Annotated in this window: 16 protein-coding genes; 7 read left to right on the top strand and 9 right to left on the bottom strand. The window is 74.5% G+C overall.

The features are described 5' to 3' along the window. Positions 1-9: 9 nt before the first annotated feature. The gene (locus VM95_RS30855; RefSeq protein WP_045703007.1) at positions 10-2,313 is read right to left on the bottom strand and encodes a molybdopterin cofactor-binding domain-containing protein; all 2,304 of its coding nucleotides are present in this window, start codon (positions 2,311-2,313) and stop codon (positions 10-12) included. Between the two features lie 487 nt (positions 2,314-2,800). Here VM95_RS30855 and VM95_RS30850 point away from each other — a divergent pair, with 487 nt between their 5' ends. Further along, the gene (locus VM95_RS30850; protein WP_045703005.1) at positions 2,801-3,007 is read left to right on the top strand and encodes a hypothetical protein; all 207 of its coding nucleotides are present in this window, start codon (positions 2,801-2,803) and stop codon (positions 3,005-3,007) included. A 40-nt stretch (positions 3,008-3,047) separates the two neighbouring features. Here the strand turns inward: VM95_RS30850 and VM95_RS30845 are convergent, their stop codons facing one another. Continuing rightward, positions 3,048-3,761: an AfsR/SARP family transcriptional regulator gene (locus VM95_RS30845; RefSeq protein WP_052706753.1), complete on the bottom strand. Its 714-nt coding sequence runs from the start codon at positions 3,759-3,761 to the stop codon at positions 3,048-3,050. A gap of 608 nt (positions 3,762-4,369) precedes the next feature. Between VM95_RS30845 and VM95_RS43850 the strand changes: the two genes are divergently transcribed. The 5 genes from VM95_RS43850 (at position 4,370) to VM95_RS30820 (ending at position 8,071) form a co-directional block, all read left to right on the top strand. Next, the gene (locus VM95_RS43850) at positions 4,370-6,796 is read left to right on the top strand and encodes a cyanobactin maturation protease PatG family protein (RefSeq protein ID WP_045703003.1); all 2,427 of its coding nucleotides are present in this window, start codon (positions 4,370-4,372) and stop codon (positions 6,794-6,796) included. 66 nt (positions 6,797-6,862) lie between these two features. Then, positions 6,863-7,045 carry a hypothetical protein gene (locus VM95_RS30835; protein WP_045703001.1) on the top strand — a complete coding sequence of 61 codons (183 nt, stop codon included), beginning with the start codon at positions 6,863-6,865 and terminating at the stop codon, positions 7,043-7,045. 72 nt (positions 7,046-7,117) lie between these two features. Next, positions 7,118-7,309: a hypothetical protein gene (locus VM95_RS30830; RefSeq protein WP_045702999.1), complete on the top strand. Its 192-nt coding sequence runs from the start codon at positions 7,118-7,120 to the stop codon at positions 7,307-7,309. A gap of 112 nt (positions 7,310-7,421) precedes the next feature. Continuing rightward, positions 7,422-7,778 carry a hypothetical protein gene (locus tag VM95_RS30825; RefSeq protein WP_045702997.1) on the top strand — a complete coding sequence of 119 codons (357 nt, stop codon included), beginning with the start codon at positions 7,422-7,424 and terminating at the stop codon, positions 7,776-7,778. Between the two features lie 92 nt (positions 7,779-7,870). Next, complete coding sequence (locus VM95_RS30820) at positions 7,871-8,071, top strand: hypothetical protein (protein ID WP_045702995.1); 201 nt, start codon at positions 7,871-7,873, stop codon at positions 8,069-8,071. 134 nt (positions 8,072-8,205) lie between these two features. Here VM95_RS30820 and VM95_RS30815 read toward each other — a convergent pair whose 3' ends face one another. Beyond that, complete coding sequence (locus tag VM95_RS30815) at positions 8,206-9,267, bottom strand: prenyltransferase/squalene oxidase repeat-containing protein (RefSeq protein WP_045702993.1); 1,062 nt, start codon at positions 9,265-9,267, stop codon at positions 8,206-8,208. Then, on the bottom strand, positions 9,264-9,413 hold the full coding sequence (locus VM95_RS43420; protein WP_167352971.1) for a hypothetical protein: 150 nt from the start codon (positions 9,411-9,413) through the stop codon (positions 9,264-9,266). Before VM95_RS43420 ends, VM95_RS30815 begins: the two co-directional genes overlap by 4 nt. A gap of 347 nt (positions 9,414-9,760) precedes the next feature. Here VM95_RS43420 and VM95_RS30810 point away from each other — a divergent pair, with 347 nt between their 5' ends. After that, positions 9,761-10,846: a hypothetical protein gene (locus VM95_RS30810; protein ID WP_157882244.1), complete on the top strand. Its 1,086-nt coding sequence runs from the start codon at positions 9,761-9,763 to the stop codon at positions 10,844-10,846. 86 nt (positions 10,847-10,932) lie between these two features. On the opposite strand, the gene VM95_RS39300 is transcribed toward VM95_RS30810, so the two are convergent. From VM95_RS39300 to VM95_RS30785, 5 genes are all read right to left on the bottom strand, one after another. Then, on the bottom strand, positions 10,933-11,784 hold the full coding sequence (locus tag VM95_RS39300; protein ID WP_078860797.1) for an SAM-dependent methyltransferase: 852 nt from the start codon (positions 11,782-11,784) through the stop codon (positions 10,933-10,935). Beyond that, on the bottom strand, positions 11,781-12,143 hold the full coding sequence (locus VM95_RS30800; protein ID WP_045702987.1) for a hypothetical protein: 363 nt from the start codon (positions 12,141-12,143) through the stop codon (positions 11,781-11,783). Before VM95_RS30800 ends, VM95_RS39300 begins: the two co-directional genes overlap by 4 nt. Positions 12,144-12,356: 213 nt before the next feature. Continuing rightward, positions 12,357-12,950 (bottom strand): hypothetical protein, encoded by a 594-nt coding sequence (locus VM95_RS30795; RefSeq protein ID WP_045702985.1) that lies wholly within the window; start codon positions 12,948-12,950, stop codon positions 12,357-12,359. Between the two features lie 305 nt (positions 12,951-13,255). Then, positions 13,256-13,678, bottom strand: coding sequence for a hypothetical protein (locus VM95_RS30790; RefSeq protein ID WP_045702983.1), 423 nt, complete (start codon positions 13,676-13,678; stop codon positions 13,256-13,258). A 147-nt stretch (positions 13,679-13,825) separates the two neighbouring features. Beyond that, positions 13,826-15,031: a lanthionine synthetase LanC family protein gene (locus VM95_RS30785; RefSeq protein ID WP_052707677.1), complete on the bottom strand. Its 1,206-nt coding sequence runs from the start codon at positions 15,029-15,031 to the stop codon at positions 13,826-13,828. Between the last annotated feature and the right edge of the window lie 249 nt (positions 15,032-15,280).

Genomic DNA, 15,280 nt, shown 5'->3' with positions numbered 1-15,280 from the left:
TAGCAGCCCTCAGCGGGCCAGGTTCAGGCCGTCGGTGGGGGACGGCGGGACGGGCGGGACGGTCGGCTTGGGCTCGAAGGAGAGGGTGCCGTGGTTGATCGGGAAGCTGGTGGGCATGGTGCCCGTCGCCCGGCCGTACGCGCAGGCGACCGCGGCCATCGACGCGGCGACGCCGAGCTCCCCGGCGCCGCCGGGCTCCCCCGTGGTGGTCGGCAGCACGATGATCCGCAGCTCCGGGGGCGTGTTCCACTGCCGGGTGTAGAAGTAGTTGTCCCAACTGGCCTCCAGGAAGTACCCGTCGCGCAGGTGCAGGCTGGAGGTCAGGGTCTGGGCGATGCCGTCCATGACGCAGCCCATCATCTGGGCCTCCAGGCCGCGCGGGTTGACGGCGAGGCCGACGTCCACGGCCATGACGGCCTTGGTGACGCGCGGCCCGGCCACGCCGTTGCGGACCGGCCGGTCGACGGTCTCGGGCCGGCAGTCGATCTCCACCAGCACCGCGCTGACGGCGTGGTACTCGGAGTGGAAGGCGATCCCCTGGGCCGTGCCCGGCGGCATCTCCCGGCCCCACTGGCCGACCTCGGCGACCTTGTCCAGCGCCGCCCGGGCGCGGTCCTCGGCGAGGAACTCGCGGCGGAACCGGTACGGGTCCTTGCCCATCCGGGCGGCGAGCCGGTCGACGATCAGCTCGCGGGCGGTGGTGACGTCCGGGGAGTAGACGTTGCGCATGCTGCCGGTGTTGAAGCCCTTGTCGGTCTCGGTCAGCAGCCGGCTGCTGACGCCGAAGCGGTAGGGCATCGACTGGGAGAGCTGGAAGAAGGTCTCGGAGAAGCCGATGTCGCCCACCGGCAGCTTCGCGGCCAGGGCGGTGAAGATCTCGCCGAGCCCCATGCTGAGGTCGGTCGAGACGCTGGTGTGGTGCTGCGCGTAGCCGAGCACCTCGGTGCCGAGGTAGGAGGCGCGCACCCGGGAGGTGGCCATGGGGTGGGCGCGCCCCTGGCGGGAGTCGTCCGCGCGGTGCCACATGAGCTTGACGGGCTTGCCGATCCGCTGGGAGATCTCGGCGGCTTCCGACGCGGCGTCGTAGAACAGCCGGCGCCCGAAGGAGCCGCCGCTCTCGGTGACGTGCACGGTGACCGCGGAGGGCGGCAGGCCGAGCTTGGCGGCGATGGCCTCCTTGGCGACGATCGGCGACTTCAGGGCCGACCAGATCTCGGCGCGGCCGGGCCGTACGTCGGCTATCGCGCAGTTGGTCTCCAGCGCGCTGTTGCTGCGGAAGTGGAAGGTGAAGGTGCCCTCCACCGTCGGGGTCAGGGCCGGGAGCACGAACGGCGCCTCGGCGGCGCGCAGTTCCGCCAGGACGGACTCGTCGGACTTGCCGGCCGCCGTCCCGGCCTCCCAGGTCACCCGGAGGGCGCGCACGGCGTCGATGCACTGGCCGAAGGTCTCCGCGCGCACCGCGACCCCGGTGGAGATCACCGTGACGTCGGTGACGCCCGGCATGGCGCGGACCTCGTCGAGGTTGGCCACCGACCGGACGGTGCCGTTGATCGTCGGCGGGCGGCACACCATGGTCGGCTTGGCGTCCGGGACTTGGAGGTCCATCGCGAACTTCTTGCGCCCGGTCACCGCGGCGAGCGCGTCCACGCGGTTGTGCGGCGTGCCGATGACGGTGAACCGCTCGCGCGGCTTGAGCACCACGGACACCTGCTCGGTCCGGGCTCCGGCGGCCTTCTCGGCGAGGTCGCCGATGCCGATGGCGCGGCCCACCGCGTCGGTGACGACGCCGGCCCGCAGGGTGAGGTCCTTGACCGCCGCGCCGAGTTCGATCGCGGCCGCCGTCAGCAGCCGGCCCCGGGCGACGGCCGCGGCGACCCGGATCGGCACGAAGGTCGAGATGGTGGTGTTCGACCCGCCGGTGAGCTGGTTGAACAGCAGCTCCGGCCGGGCGTCGGCCAGGGTGACCCGCACCTTCTCCACCGGCACGTCCAGTTCCTCGGCGATCAGCATCGCCGAGGACGTGGTGATGCCCTGCCCGACCTCGGCCCGCGGCAGCGCGAACGACACGGTGCCGTCCTTGTTCACCTCGACCGTGATGAGGTTCGCGGTCGGCAGGGCGGCCGCGGTCATCACGTCGTTGAGGTCGAGCAGCCGCGTGATGTCCGGCGACGGGAGCTGCGCCTGGGCCTCGGGAGCGAGCCCGAGCTCGGCGGCGGCGACGAGGGTCGGGGCCGCGAGCACGTACCCGAGGAACCGACGCCTGCCGATGGCGTGCGGATCGGCCCCCGGCCTCGGACGTTCAGCCCGGATCATCGGTAACTCCCCTTCTTCGGACCGGTGTTGACCGCCCATTGGGCGTCGGCACCGGGCGTGCTGTTGCTGCCTGCGGCCACCACCTTGGCGGACCGGCCCTCAGACCACCGGATCATCACTCAATCTCCACGGTTCGATGTCGGCCCGTCGCATTCCGGCCGACGGGCGGCCATGGCGGTGGAACTGGCGATCGGGCAGCAGACAAGTCCTTCGAGGGGGCCGGGGGTGGTCACCGGACGGCCCGGCGATATTACCTCAAAGTAACTTGATGTGATGTCAGGGTCGCCTCAAGGCCGGTTCCGCGCGACCCGGGGACGGACCTCCCAGAAACCCGGGATGTCCCGGGCGGAGCCGCTCTGCCACACTGAGTGATGTCATGGACACTCACGCCGAGGTGCGCCCCGCGCACGCTGTTCGGCGCCGCCGCCAACGTCGCGCTCGGCCCGGTGCTGGTCGCCGGGACCGACGAGGACGCCTCGGCCGGGTCATGGCGACCCTGCACGCCCTCGCCGACGCCCTCGGGCCGCTCGGCGCGCTCACCGGCGGCCTGCTCGGCGACCGGCCCGGGATCCGCCCCGCCCCGTGGACGCTCGCCGTCGCCTCGGCCGTCGCCGCGCGGGATCACGCGGGTCACACGACACGGCCGCACGCACGGCGATCGAAGGACTGCGGGAGCTCGCCGCACGCCGCCTGACGGGCAGTCAAGTATTCGCCGCGGCCGCCGACCCAGCTGCTCAGGTCCGCAGCAGGTTCCGCACCAGGCCGGTCATCTTCGGCGAGGGCGCGACGTTCAGTTCCCGCTGGAGGAAGGAGCGGTACTGCTGGTAGAAGCGGAGCGCGCTGGCGATGTTACCCTCGGCGAGGTGGATCTCGACCACGATGCGATGCGCCGTCTCCCGGACGGGATCGATGTCGATCGCCGTGAGCGCGGTCTGCAGTGCCGCCAAGTACCGCTCGGCGCCGCACAGTTGGCGGGCCAGGCTCTCCAGCGCGTACAGCCGCAGCTGATCCCAGCGCTCGCGCTCCGTGATCAGCCACTCGTCCCCCCAGCCCGGCAGCAGCTCGGCCGCGAGGTCGCCCACCAGGTCGTCGCAACCGGACGGCAACTGGCTGAGCCCGGCCACGACTTGGCGCGCGGTGCCGCGCGCCGCGCGCAGGTCGACCCGCACCGCGGGCGACAGGCAGAGCCACTGCCCGGAGGCCTCGATCGGCATCCCCGGCCCGTGGTGCCGCGCATGGTACAGCGCGGCCCGCAGGTTCGCCGCCGCGCGGTACTGCGCCGAATCCGGCCAGAGCCGCTCGGCGGCCACGCCGCGCTGGACGCCGCCCTCGTGCAGGGCCAGGAACGCCAGCAGGTGTTGCGCGCCGACCGGGAGGAGCACGCGGTCGCCTTCCGCGGTGACTTCGAAGCCCCGCAGCAGTTCGATGCCCAGACCATGCCAGAACACAACCCCCACTCTGCCGCGACGGCGCGTTCCTCGCACCCCCTCAGGCACGCCGCCGGGCGTGCGCCGGAGGCGTGACCAGCGCGTTCGTCTGACCACGCACCAGTGTCACGGCGGTGCCGCCGGGCCGTCGCGGGACGTTCCGGGAGCGTCCCGCGCCCGTCCTCCGCGCGTACTCGGCCCTCGTCGCCGAGCGTCACGACAGCGCCCGTGCCGGGGCCCCGCACGGCCCCGGCGCCCCATCGGCGCAGGGATGTTGACGAACGCGCCGGATCCCCGCCGACCTGATCACGGCCCCCGGAATCACAGACCGTCACAGCGCGGACCCGCCCGCCCGGTCGCCCCGGCCGCCGCCCCCGCCCCGCCGGAGCGCCCGGCCGGGACGCCGGCCCGACGGGCCCGTGACGGCGCCCGGCAGGTCGCCACGACGCTCCCCGGCACGCTCGCGCCACGCCCGCCCCGTTGACTGGCACCAGCTGCCGCGGTCCGCGCAGCGGGCCCGCGGCGGCCACCACCCGACCAGGGCCCGGCCGTTCGGACGCGGCACGACCCACCACCCCCGCGGGGCACCGGGCGCACCCGGTCCCCGCCCCCGAGAAGGACGATGCCCCATGGAGCCCAGAGCGGTGCTGCGCGGCGTCCGCGCCCCGGAGGCGGACCTCCTCGGCGACCCGTCCGTGTGCGTCGCCGTCCTGGACGGCCCCGTCGACCTGTCGCACCCGTGCTTCGACGGCGCCGACCTCACCCGCCTCGACACCCTCGTCACCGAGCCCGCCGGCGGCGGCCGGATGTCCCTGCACGGCACCCATGTCACCAGCCTGATCTTCGGCCGGCCCGGCAGCCCGGTGACCGGGATCGCCCCGCGCTGCCGCGGCCTGGTCCTCCCGGTGTTCACCGACGCGGGCGAGGGCCGGGTGCACCAGCTCGACCTGGCCCGGGCCATCGAACGGGCCGTGCAGGAGGGGGCACACATCATCAACATCAGCGGCGGCGACCCCAGTCAGGGCGCCCGGCCGGACGCCATGCTGGAACGGGCCCTGCGGCTGTGCGCCGACCAGGGCGTCCTGGTGGTCTCGGCGGTCGGCAACGACGGCTGCGACTGCGAGCAGGTGCCGGCCGCCGTCCCGACGGTGCTCGCCGTCGGCGCGGCCGGGCCGGACGGCGAACCGCTGGAGCTGAGCAACTGGGGCTCCGCGTACGCGGCCAACGGCGTCCTCGCGCCGGGGGAGGGCATCGAGGGCGCCGTCCCGGGCGGAGGGCGCACGGCCCTCACCGGCAGCAGCTTCGCCACACCACTGGTGTCCGGGGTTGCCGCGCTGCTGGTCGGCGCGCAGGGACGCGCGGGGCGCCGCGCCGACCCGCAGGCCGCCGGACGGGCCGTCCTGCAGGGCGCGGACACCGCGCCCTGCACGCCCGCCGAAGCGCCCGAGTGCCGACGCCGCCTGGTCGGCCACCTGGACGCGGCGCGGGCGTACGAGCTGATCAGCCGAGGAGATCCGACGACACGTCAGGCCGGCGCCGGGACCACGGCGGACGGCGCCCGCCGCACCACCCTCTCCCCCGAGGCCCGGGTCGCCGCAGCCGGCGGACCCTCGTCGCTCGGGACCGTCCCTTCCGACTCGCACGAGGGAGCCAGCACCATGGACACCCAGAGTTCTCCGGCCGTCACCCCCCAGGCCGCGCCGATCGCGCAGCCGGCACCGATCGCGCAGGACGCGCCCCACGAAGCCGTCGCACCGGCCGGAGCACGTGCCGGATCCGGCACGGGAGCGACCGACGGCGTGGCGGCCGCGAGCCCCGCCCCCGTCCCGCCCCCCGAACCCGCCCCGCTCACCGGCGCCACCGCGCTCGGGCTCGCACCGGCGGCGGCCGTGGCACCCGCCGCTCCCGCCCCGGCCGCCGCCCCCTGCGCCTGTCAGGGCGGCGCGCGGGCCGGCGGCGGCGTCCGGCCGTCCTGCGCCTCCACCAACGACCGGCCACTGGTGTACGCGATCGGCCAGGTGGGCGTCGACTTCCAGACCGAGGCCCGCCGGGACAGCTTCCGCCAGCTGATGGACCCCGTCGAGGGCACGATGCCGGACGGGACCCCGACCGAATCACCCGCGAACCCCTACGACGCCCGGCAACTGCACGCCTACCTGACGGCCAACCCGTGGGCGTCCGACAAGGTCACCTGGACGCTGAACCTGGAGAGCACGCCGATCTACGCGCTGGAGGCCGAACTCCCGGTCGGCATGGACTTCACCAGCCCGGGCCCCCTGGACCTCACCCTCGCGAAGACCGACGTGCAGCGGATCGTGACCGATCCCGCGAAACTCGCCGACCTCGTGATGGCGATCGCCGCCCCACCGGTCTCCACCGTCTACCGCTCCTTCCGGGACGCCTACCTCGGCCAGCACCTGGTGGCCGCCACGGACGACGACTACATCTCCCGGATCTCGGTGCCCGGCCGGCTGACCGACCGGACCGTCCGGCTGTTCTCCGGCCAGATCGTGCCCGTCGTGGAGGTCAAGAGCCGCGGCGTCTTCATCTGGTACGAGAAGCAGCTGGTGGACGCCGTGCTGGCGGCCGTCACGAAGGAGGCCGAGCAGCAGCAGATGGCGATCGACGAGACGTACGTGCGCCGGACCATCGACGCGTTCCTCGACAAGGTCTACTACCAGTTCCGCAACCTCGGGCAGACCTCCGCCGACCGGGCGATGAACTCCGCCGGGACGAACGCGTTCTCGGTCGCCAAGACCATCAGCCAGGCCATGCTGCTGGGCCAGAGCATCCCCAGCAACCCGAGCCAGCGGGCCTCGGCCCTCGGCGGCCTCAACCTCGAGAACCTGATGAACCCCAGCCTGTACTGCATCGACACGATCACCGTCGCGAAGAGCCCGTACTGCCGCATGGGCTCGGACTGCCAGGACGTGACGGTGAGCTTCTTCGACCCGGAGAACGACCGGCGCGCCCGGGTCAACCTGCTGTTCACGATCGACGTCAGCGACGAGTTCCCCGTCAGCCTGGCGCCGGCCCACCAGTTCCTCGGTTCCTGAGCCCGCGGGCACCCGCCGGTGCCCGCAGCACGGGACCCCACTCCTGGAACCCGCCGGAGGCGGATCATGAAGACTCCCAGAACGCTCCCCAAACCGGTCCACGACCTGCCGGTCCTGGCCCCGCCGATTCGCCGGGACGACCAGGGCGAGGCCGGCCGGCAGCCCTACGGCCCGGGCGTCGAACCCTCCCGGTCGCCGTGCGCCGGCCTGACCGGCCCGGCCCGGGGCATGTGCTACGCCGCCTACTGACGGCCCCGCCCCCGTGACCCGATGAAGATCGACACGGAAGAGGAACACGAACAAGAGAAGGGATGAGCGGAAATGACCCACGAAGAAATCCGCGAGGAGCACCCGGTGTGGTTCCCCACCCCGCAGCTCCCGAAGCTGGCCCCGCCGGTCGACCGCACCGGCACCCACGGCGCCGCCCTGGGTGACACGCAGGGCGTCGAGGCCAACTTCGACCTGAAGAGCCTCCTGGGCGCCGCTGCCCAAGGCCTCGGGTCGCTCTTCTGACGAGGTACCCGTGTCGGCGGCGGAACCCGAGCCCTCCGCCGCCGGCCACCCCACCCGGTGACGCCTCGGCACGGGGTCGGTCACCGGAGCACCCGGCAGGAGAGACAGAACCATGGAACAGCAGCCGCGCCAGGCACCACCGATCGACCGCAAGGTCGGCTACGACCCCGATCTGAAGCTGGTCAAGGTGCTCCCCAGCGTCGACGACGCAGCTTCGAGCACGAACTCGGTCATGCCGACGTCCAACGCGATCGTCGCCTTCGCCGGCCGCCCGACGCCGACAGTCGGCCCGGGCGCAGCCCCGGCGCCCGCTCCCGACGCCGCCGCGGACCCGGGCGACGGGACCACCGGCAAGCCCCATGCCGCGAACCCGCCCACGTACTACCTGGACGGACCGGGCGGCTTCTACGGCCCCAGCTTCGCGGATCCGGCCCCCTGGGCCTGCGGCGGCGCCCCCCGGCCCCGGTAGCACCACGCTCGGCGGCCGTCACTGACCACCTCGGGACCCTCACCGACGAGGGATGAGCCCACCGAACCAGCACCAGAGAACGGAAGATCGCCATGATCAACGTAGACGTTCGCGAAGAGCGCCGGGTGTGGTCCCCCACCCCGCAGCTCCCGAAGCTCGCTCCGCCGGTCGACCGCACCGGCACCCACGGCGGCACCCTGGGCGGCGCGCAGGGCGTCGAAGCCGACAGCTTCTGGGACACCCTCAGCAACATCGCCTCCACCGTCCTGCCGATCGCGGCCGCCGTGATCTGACAGCGCCATGGCAGCGCGAACCCGGCGCCGGCCGCGCGGCCCCACCGCCCGCGGCCGGCGCACCCGGTGCAGCAACCCCGGCTGACACCGCACCGACGCGTCGGTGCGGTGTCAGCCGACGGCCCCGGCCCGGGTCACCCGGACCGGTCCCGGAGCAGGGTGCGGAACCTCGCCAGCGCGCCCACCGCCGCGGCCGCCCCGAAGACCTGGTCCACGTCGCTGACCAGCACGCCCGTGCCCACCGCGCCCTCCCGCCGGACCTGCTCCGGCGCGGGGGTCAGGACCTCGGGCGGCGGGATCCGGAAGACCGGCGCGGTGGGCCAGGAGCCGTCCGGCGCCTGGCTGTCGAGCAGGTGGCGGGCGGCGGCCGCCAGCGCCTCGGTGACCCGGGGCCGGCAGGACATCAGCGCCCGCATGGCGAGGGCGGTGGCGAAGGCCGAGGGGCCGATCTCCGGATCGTCGCACCACCCGCCCGGCCCGCCGGCCCGCTCGGTGAGGGCGTCGTGGGTCCGGCCCAGCAGCGCCGGGTCCGCCCGCCGCGCGGAGCCGAGCGCCTGGACGGCGACCGCCGTGGGGTAGGCGACGCCGGGCCACCAGTAGCTCCGCCACAGCCCGTCTGCGGCGCGGGAGCGCCGGAGGTCGTCGGCGGCCAGGTCCACCACCCGCCGGTCGCACCGGCCGTGGACGGCGAGGGCCATCAGGGCGGAGGCCGTGACGCAGACGTGCGGCTGGGTCCAGCCGCCGACCGCGTCCGGCGCCGCGCCGATGAACCGGTGGATCCCGTCGAGCGCGTCGTAGGTGCTGATGCCGCCGCTGATCGGCTCCTGGTGCCGGACCAGGTACCGGGCCGCCCGCATGGCGGCCGACGGGCGCCAGGGCGTCACGGTGGTCAGGGCCAGCAGCGCCCAGGCCGTACTGTCGGCATCCGAGGGGACGGCCCCGTTGTACGCCCAGCCGCCGTCCCGGCGCTGCAGCGTGACGAGCTGCCGGGCCGCCGGGCCGACGACCTCCCACTCGGCGTCCGCCTCGGCGAGGGAACAGCAGACGAAGCCCGTGACCCAGTGCGAGCTCGCGCCGGCCGGCGTGCGGAAGTCGCGCCAGAGGCCGTCCGGGTCCCGGCGCGCCGCGAGGTGGCGCAGCCCCCGCGACAACGCGCCGTCCAGCGAGGACAGCCGGGGTACGGCCGCGGTGCTCACTCCGGCCACCCGCGGACGCCGTGCTCGACGAAGGCCCTCAGCCCGCTCTCGGCCGCCCCGGGCGTGGACCACAACTGCCGGAGCGCGGCGGTGACTTCGGCCGCGGCCTCGCGGACGCGGGCGCCGTCGAGAAGGTCCTCCCTCACCGCCCGGCCCCCTCGTTGTCCTCGTCCCGGGCCGCGTACGTGCACGCGTGGCGACGGCCCTCCTGACACCGCCCGCTGATCCACGGCATGCGGCCTCCTCGACCTCGCGGCGCCGCGTCGCGCCGGTTCCCGTGCCGGCGCTCCACGGGCGGCCGGCCGTTGCCCAGCCTGCGCCGGCGCCTCGGGCACGCACCATCCGGGCTGGCCCGTTCGAAGCAGCCGGGCCGCGCGTTCCCGCGGCGGATCCGCTGCGGTGGAGGGCGCCCCGGCCGTGACGGAGGATGGTGCGCGAACGGTGGTCCGGCGGTGCCGATCGAAACCGGCGCCACGTCCAGGGGCAGGCCGAGGTGGAGATTCCCGAAGAACTGCGGCGGGCGGTCGACGACGCGGTCAACCGCAGCCTTTCGAGCGAGCTCGACGCCCGGGGCCTGCTGCTCGCCCCCGCGGCCCTGGAGGCGGCCACGGCCGACGCCGTCCGCGCGGGGGCGGACCTGCTCCGCCGGGCGGTGGAGCACTGCTACCCGGACGGCCGGGCCGGGGCCTATCGGATCGAGTTCGACGACGACCGGGCCGCCGAACGCATCGGCCTGGGGCTCGCGTTCGGATCGGTCACCGCGCACCTGCTGGCACCGCGGCGGGTCGGCGACGAACGGGCGGCCACCACCGCGCTGTCCTGCGCGGTGTTCAACCTGGCCGTCGGCCTCGTCGACGGCGTGTGCGACGGCGCCCCGCCGCTCGGGCTGGAGCTGCTCCGGACGGTCCGGTCCGTCGACCTGACCGGCGCCGCGACCGAGCCGTGGCCGGACGGACGGCTGCGCGCCGCGCTGCCGGAACCGCTGCGTACGGACCCGACCGTGGTGTTCACCGCCCGGCTCGTCGAGGCCTTCGTCCGCCTCCTGCACCTCGGCCACCCGGCCGAGCCGGGCGCGGCGCTGCGCGAGCGTGTCGGCGCCCGGCTGGCGGAGGCCCTGGCGGCGGAGCACCTGTCGGTGCGACGCCCGGCCGGTGCCACCACCCGTGACCAGCTGGTCGGGTGCTCGCGAGGGACCTCGGTCCTGCCGTTCCAGATCATCGAGCACCTCGCCACCGGCCTGCCGACGCTCCCCCCGCCGACGGCCGGCACGCTCCTCGGCGAGGCGATGTGGCGGATCGACGACCTGGTCGACCTCTGCCAGGACGCGGGCGACGGGGCGCTCAACGCGGTGCTGCTGGCCGCGGCGGACGGCCCGTGGCCCGCCGACCCGCGCGACGGCGCGGCCACCCTCGAACGGGTGCTCGACTCAGGGGCCGTTCCGGCCCTGGCCGCCGAGGCCGCGGCGCGCCTGGAGGCCGGGCTGACGGCGGCCGCCGCCGGCGGGGCCGAGAGCCGGGCCCGGCCGCTCTTCCTCTCCTTCGTCCACCGGTACGCCGGCATCGCGCCCCGCGGCCGCTGACCCCCGCCCGCACGCCACCGTCCCACGCGCGAGGGGAGCGGCCGGGCCCGGCCACTCCCCTCGCGCGCACGCCCTGCGCCCCGGCCTCACCCCATCGGGGCCACCGGCACCGCTTCCGCGGGCGTCCCCCGGCTCACCATGAGGTCCAGCAGCTCGGAGTCCAGGACGGGCCGCTCGGTCAGCGCGGGCACGTACAGCGTGCCGATGCCCGGCATCCCCTCCAGCGCGGCCGCCAGCTCACCGAGTTCCAGCGGCACCACGGTGGAGCGCAGCAGCGGGTGGTTCTTGCTGGTCACCAGCTTGACCCGGTGATCGCGGGGATAGAACCGCAGCAGGTGCTCCTGCAGCGGCTCGAACTGCCGTGCGGCGTACGGTCCGTCCGGACAGGTCGGGTCCCCGACGACCGTCGGCTGCCAGATCACGCAGGTGACGTCGGTCTGGACGGGCCGCTGCCGCAGCAGGAGGTCGGTGGCCTCGTACATCTGGATGCCGCCGTTGGCGATGTCGGTGCCGAGGTCGACCAGCAGCGTGTCGAACGCGGACACCCCGGGGAAGACCTCGACGTGCAGGTCCAGCAGCGCCGCGGCCCGGGTGATCAGCGTGGTCGGGTAGCAGTACACCCAGGGGTGGCCGTAGGTGGCCAGGCAGATCGGCCCCTCGGCGACGGCCGCCGACAGCACCTCGGCCGCCATCCGGTGGTAGGTCGGCAGCCGGTTCATGCCCGGCTCGTAGAACCGGCTCAGGTCGGTCACCTGCGGGCACAGGGTCTCGATGTGCTCGGTGATCCCGAATCCCGAGGCGATGACGAAGGTGTGCTTGCTCCGCCGGATGACCTCCTCGGCCTCCCGGGTGAGCTGGTGGGTCCCGACGATGCCGGTGCCGACGATGCCGATGTCGAAGGGCCACACCGAGGGTGCGCCCATGGCCTGCCCGCTCATCCGATCAACCTCACCAGGCGGAGCATCGCCTCGCGGCGCTCCTCGTCGTTCCCGGCCTGCCGGACGGATTCGATCTCGCTCGTGATCAATGCGCTGACGTCCTTCTGCTCCGGTGGCGGCACCGACCGGTTGATCCAGTCATGGGTGCCGGAGATCTTGACCGTGATCGCCAGCCGCCCCTCGTCCTCGCCCTGCTTCTTCAGCGCGTCGGACAGCAGCTGCGGATCGGAGAACGTCGCCGCCTCCTCCGGGCTCAACTCGTAGTCGGCGAGGGCCGCTTCGGGATCGGACTGGCAGTGGATGTAGAAGGCGTAGTCGCTTTGCACACGAGCGAGCGCAGCGTCGTAGTCGCGTCGCATGGGTTCCACCTCCCTTTCGGTTGCCGCAACGGTAGGAACGCCCGGCAAGTGCGTCAACGAACCACGCCGCCGTCGACGCCGGGGCCGAGTATCTGAACTTGGCTGCCCTGAAAGCGAGATGACTGATCATCAGTTCTACACTCCGGCGCCCGACGGCGGGGGCAGGAGACCGGCCGGGCCGACCTCCTGCCCCCGCACTCGGCGCGGGACCGGTCAGCCGGCCAGGAGGAACTTGGTGGACGTGGCACCCCGGTAGGTGCTGCAGTCGTAGTTCTGGGTGGTCGCGGTGTACGTGAAGCCGGTGGGCACGTCGCAGGCCCACATGCCGCTGACCGGCTTGCGCAGGTGGAAGGCGTTGCTCTGGACGCCCTGGACGGTGGAACAGGCCAGGCCCCAGACGAGGTAGTCGTAGGTGAAGTCGCGGGGGCCGTCGCAGGCGACCAGACCGTCGTACGGCTTGCGCAGGTGGAAGGCGTTGCTCTGGACGCCGGAGATCTGGCTGCAGGCGGAGCCCCAGCTGATGGAGTCGTAGACGAAGCCGGGCGCGCTCACGCAGGCCGTCAGGCCGTCGTAGGGGGTTACCAGGTGGTACTGCGGCGAGCTCCAGCTGCCGCCGCCGCTGCAGCTGCGGTTCATCTGCACCTGGTCGTAGACGTACCCGGTCGGGACGGTGCAGGCCCAGGCGCCGTCGAGGCTGCTGGCGGTGGCGCTCGCGGGGGTCGCGGCGGCCGCACCCGAGAACAGCAGGGCGACGGCGGCCAAGACGGCGAGAAGTATGCGGAAGGGACGGGTGGGTGCGGCGGGCATGGCTCTCCCAAGGTCGCGACCGGGCAAAGGCGCCCGGACAAAGAGGGGTGGCACGGGAACACCCGGACCTGCGGTACCGGGCAGGCGCACAACGGGAGTTGCGGCCCGCCGATGGTTGTAGCACGGAGATGTCGTGGTGATCCCGTGAACCGTTCAAGTCGGGTGGATGCCGCGGAACCTTGACCGGAATCCCGCCGTCGAGATCAGGACACGGCGTCAGGGGGCGATGCCGGAACACGACCTCGGAGCGCAGCCCCCACCGCCATCCGAAGGCGGTGGGGGCTGCGGCCACCCGGGGGGCGCGGTCACGCCGTGGCGGCGCCGGTCTTCTCCTCGAGCGGGATGATGCGGGTCTCGGCCGTGCCGATGAGCGGCGTCACCGAGTACACGTCGAGCTGCCCCGCCATCGGCCCGATCCCGATCCGGTGCACGGTGGTGATGCCGATGGTGCTCACGGTCGCGCTCGGCCCGACCAGGTTGACGGAGGGCACCAGCACGGAGAACGACGTGGACCCGCGGTCGACCGAGATCTCGATGGTCACGCTCACCACCTGGCCGAGCGGGGTCTTGTCCACCGTCACCTCCGAGCCCCGGAACACCAGGGACCTCGTCGAGTCGGCGTACTCGAAGGAGCTCAGGCCGCCCGCTCCGATCGGCATCCAGACGACGTGGAGCGGGGAGTGGCTCCCATGGGTGGAGTGGAACTGGTAGTAGTCCGGCTCGGTCACGGCTTCTCCGTCTCGGTTGGCGATCCCCCCGTCTGGCGCCCCAGCCTCCGTCCGGTCCCCCACCGCCCCCGACCGGGCGCGCGTGTTTGGACCGAACGTGCGACACGGCCTCGTCCGAAGGCAGGCAGGCGGGCGCCGGCGGCGGGCTCAGCCGAGGAGCAGGAAGGCGTCCCAGCCCCCTCCGGCGGCGCCGCCGGGCCGAGGGTCGCCGTGGAGGTGGGCGTGGAGGGCCAGGGCCGCGCCGGCGGTGCCCTCCAGGAGGGTGGCGGGCTCTCCGGCGGCGAGGGCGGCGGCCAGGTCGCGGGCGGTGGCCGCGGCGAGGGCCGGCAGGTGGTCGGCCAGGGCGGCGGAGCCGGAGTCCTCGGCCATCCGCTGGACGATCCGCAGCAGACCGCCGGTGCCGTGGCAGAGCCCGGCGCCGGCCAGGTGCCAGGCGGCGGGGTCGGCCAACGCGTCGGCGAGCGCGGCGACGGCCGCGTCCCGCCAGTCCGCGCGGCCCAGTGCGGTGCCGGCGAGGAACAGCGCCCGGGCCGCGCCCGGGGTGCCGTAGCACCAGGCCGCCCGGGTCGGCGCGTCGGCGGGCGGCCGGCCGGCGGCCACGTCCTCGACGCGCACCGTCATCGGCCAGCCGCCGGCGGGCCGCCGGTGCGCGGCGAGCCAGGACGCGAGGCCCTCGATCGCCTCGTCCTGGCCGGGCACCCGGACGCCCTGCAGCCGGGCCAGGGCCAGCAGCGCGAGCGGGCCCGGAACGCCGTGCGCCAGACCGAGGTTGACGTGGCCGCGGGGATGGTCGGGGTCCGCGCCGGGCAGCCCCGGACCGCCCGCCGTCCACCAGCGCGGCAGCGCCCCGCCGCCCGGCGCGGCCAGCTCCACCAGGGCGGCCAGCACCCCGGCCAGCGCCGGCCCCTCCGGCTCCAGGGCCAGCAGCAGCCGGCCCAGACCCGCCGCCCCCGAGACCGCGTCGAAGGTGTGCGCCCGCAGCCCCGCCCCCGTCGCCAGATCGGCCCGCAGCGCCACCACCCGCCCGGCGGCGGACTCACCGACCCGGGGCACCAGCGCGTCCAGCAGGCCGCGGTACTCGCCCGGCTCCCGCGCCATGGTGCGGGCGGCGAAGGCCACCGCGGCGGCACCGGAGTAGAGGCCGCCCCCGCGCATCGCCCCGGGCGCCCGCACCGCACCCGCGAGCAGCCCGTGCGCGGCCCGACGCAACGCCGGGTCCTCCCCGGCCAGCACGGCCAGCGCCAGCGCCGCACCGCTCGGACCGGCCCCGAGCCCGGGGGCCGGGACGGCCTCCGGGTCGGCGGGGCGGGCGAGTTGGGCGGTGACCGCCCGGACGGTTTCGGTGGGAGTCATCGAACCTCGCTCGAAGTGGTGGGTTTCCAGGTGCACACCCGCGAGGCGGCCACCGCGCCCGCGGTCCAGGCCAACTGGCCTGCGGGACAGGCACGTTCGGTGACGACAGCAGGCCGATCCCGACCCCCGCGCGCCCACCCGGCACGCCGCCGAGCGCCCACCGAACGGGACCGCCGCCGCAGCCCGGGCCGGCTGGTGTGCGGAACCGGCAGCTTCAGTGACGACCGCCGGCCCGCCCAACCCCCACCC

This window comes from Streptomyces rubellomurinus (genome assembly GCF_000961885.1).
Lineage (GTDB): Bacteria > Actinomycetota > Actinomycetes > Streptomycetales > Streptomycetaceae > Kitasatospora > Kitasatospora rubellomurina.
The sequence above is the reverse complement of the archived record's forward strand: the minus strand, read 5'-3'. Positions and strand labels throughout refer to the sequence as shown.

Excerpts from the sequence above, each read along its gene's own strand:
- VM95_RS30855 (WP_045703007.1), bottom strand. The coding sequence starts at position 2,313 with ATGATCCGGGCTGAACGTCCGAGGCCGGGGGCCGATCCGCACGCCATC.
- VM95_RS30850 (WP_045703005.1), top strand. The coding sequence starts at position 2,801 with ATGGCGACCCTGCACGCCCTCGCCGACGCCCTCGGGCCGCTCGGCGCG.
- VM95_RS43850 (WP_045703003.1), top strand. The coding sequence starts at position 4,370 with ATGGAGCCCAGAGCGGTGCTGCGCGGCGTCCGCGCCCCGGAGGCGGAC.
- VM95_RS30835 (WP_045703001.1), top strand. The coding sequence starts at position 6,863 with ATGAAGACTCCCAGAACGCTCCCCAAACCGGTCCACGACCTGCCGGTC.
- VM95_RS30830 (WP_045702999.1), top strand. The coding sequence starts at position 7,118 with ATGACCCACGAAGAAATCCGCGAGGAGCACCCGGTGTGGTTCCCCACC.
- VM95_RS30825 (WP_045702997.1), top strand. The coding sequence starts at position 7,422 with ATGGAACAGCAGCCGCGCCAGGCACCACCGATCGACCGCAAGGTCGGC.
- VM95_RS30820 (WP_045702995.1), top strand. The coding sequence starts at position 7,871 with ATGATCAACGTAGACGTTCGCGAAGAGCGCCGGGTGTGGTCCCCCACC.
- VM95_RS39300 (WP_078860797.1), bottom strand. The coding sequence starts at position 11,784 with ATGAGCGGGCAGGCCATGGGCGCACCCTCGGTGTGGCCCTTCGACATC.
- VM95_RS30800 (WP_045702987.1), bottom strand. The coding sequence starts at position 12,143 with ATGCGACGCGACTACGACGCTGCGCTCGCTCGTGTGCAAAGCGACTAC.
- VM95_RS30795 (WP_045702985.1), bottom strand. The coding sequence starts at position 12,950 with ATGCCCGCCGCACCCACCCGTCCCTTCCGCATACTTCTCGCCGTCTTG.
- VM95_RS30785 (WP_052707677.1), bottom strand. The coding sequence starts at position 15,031 with ATGACTCCCACCGAAACCGTCCGGGCGGTCACCGCCCAACTCGCCCGC.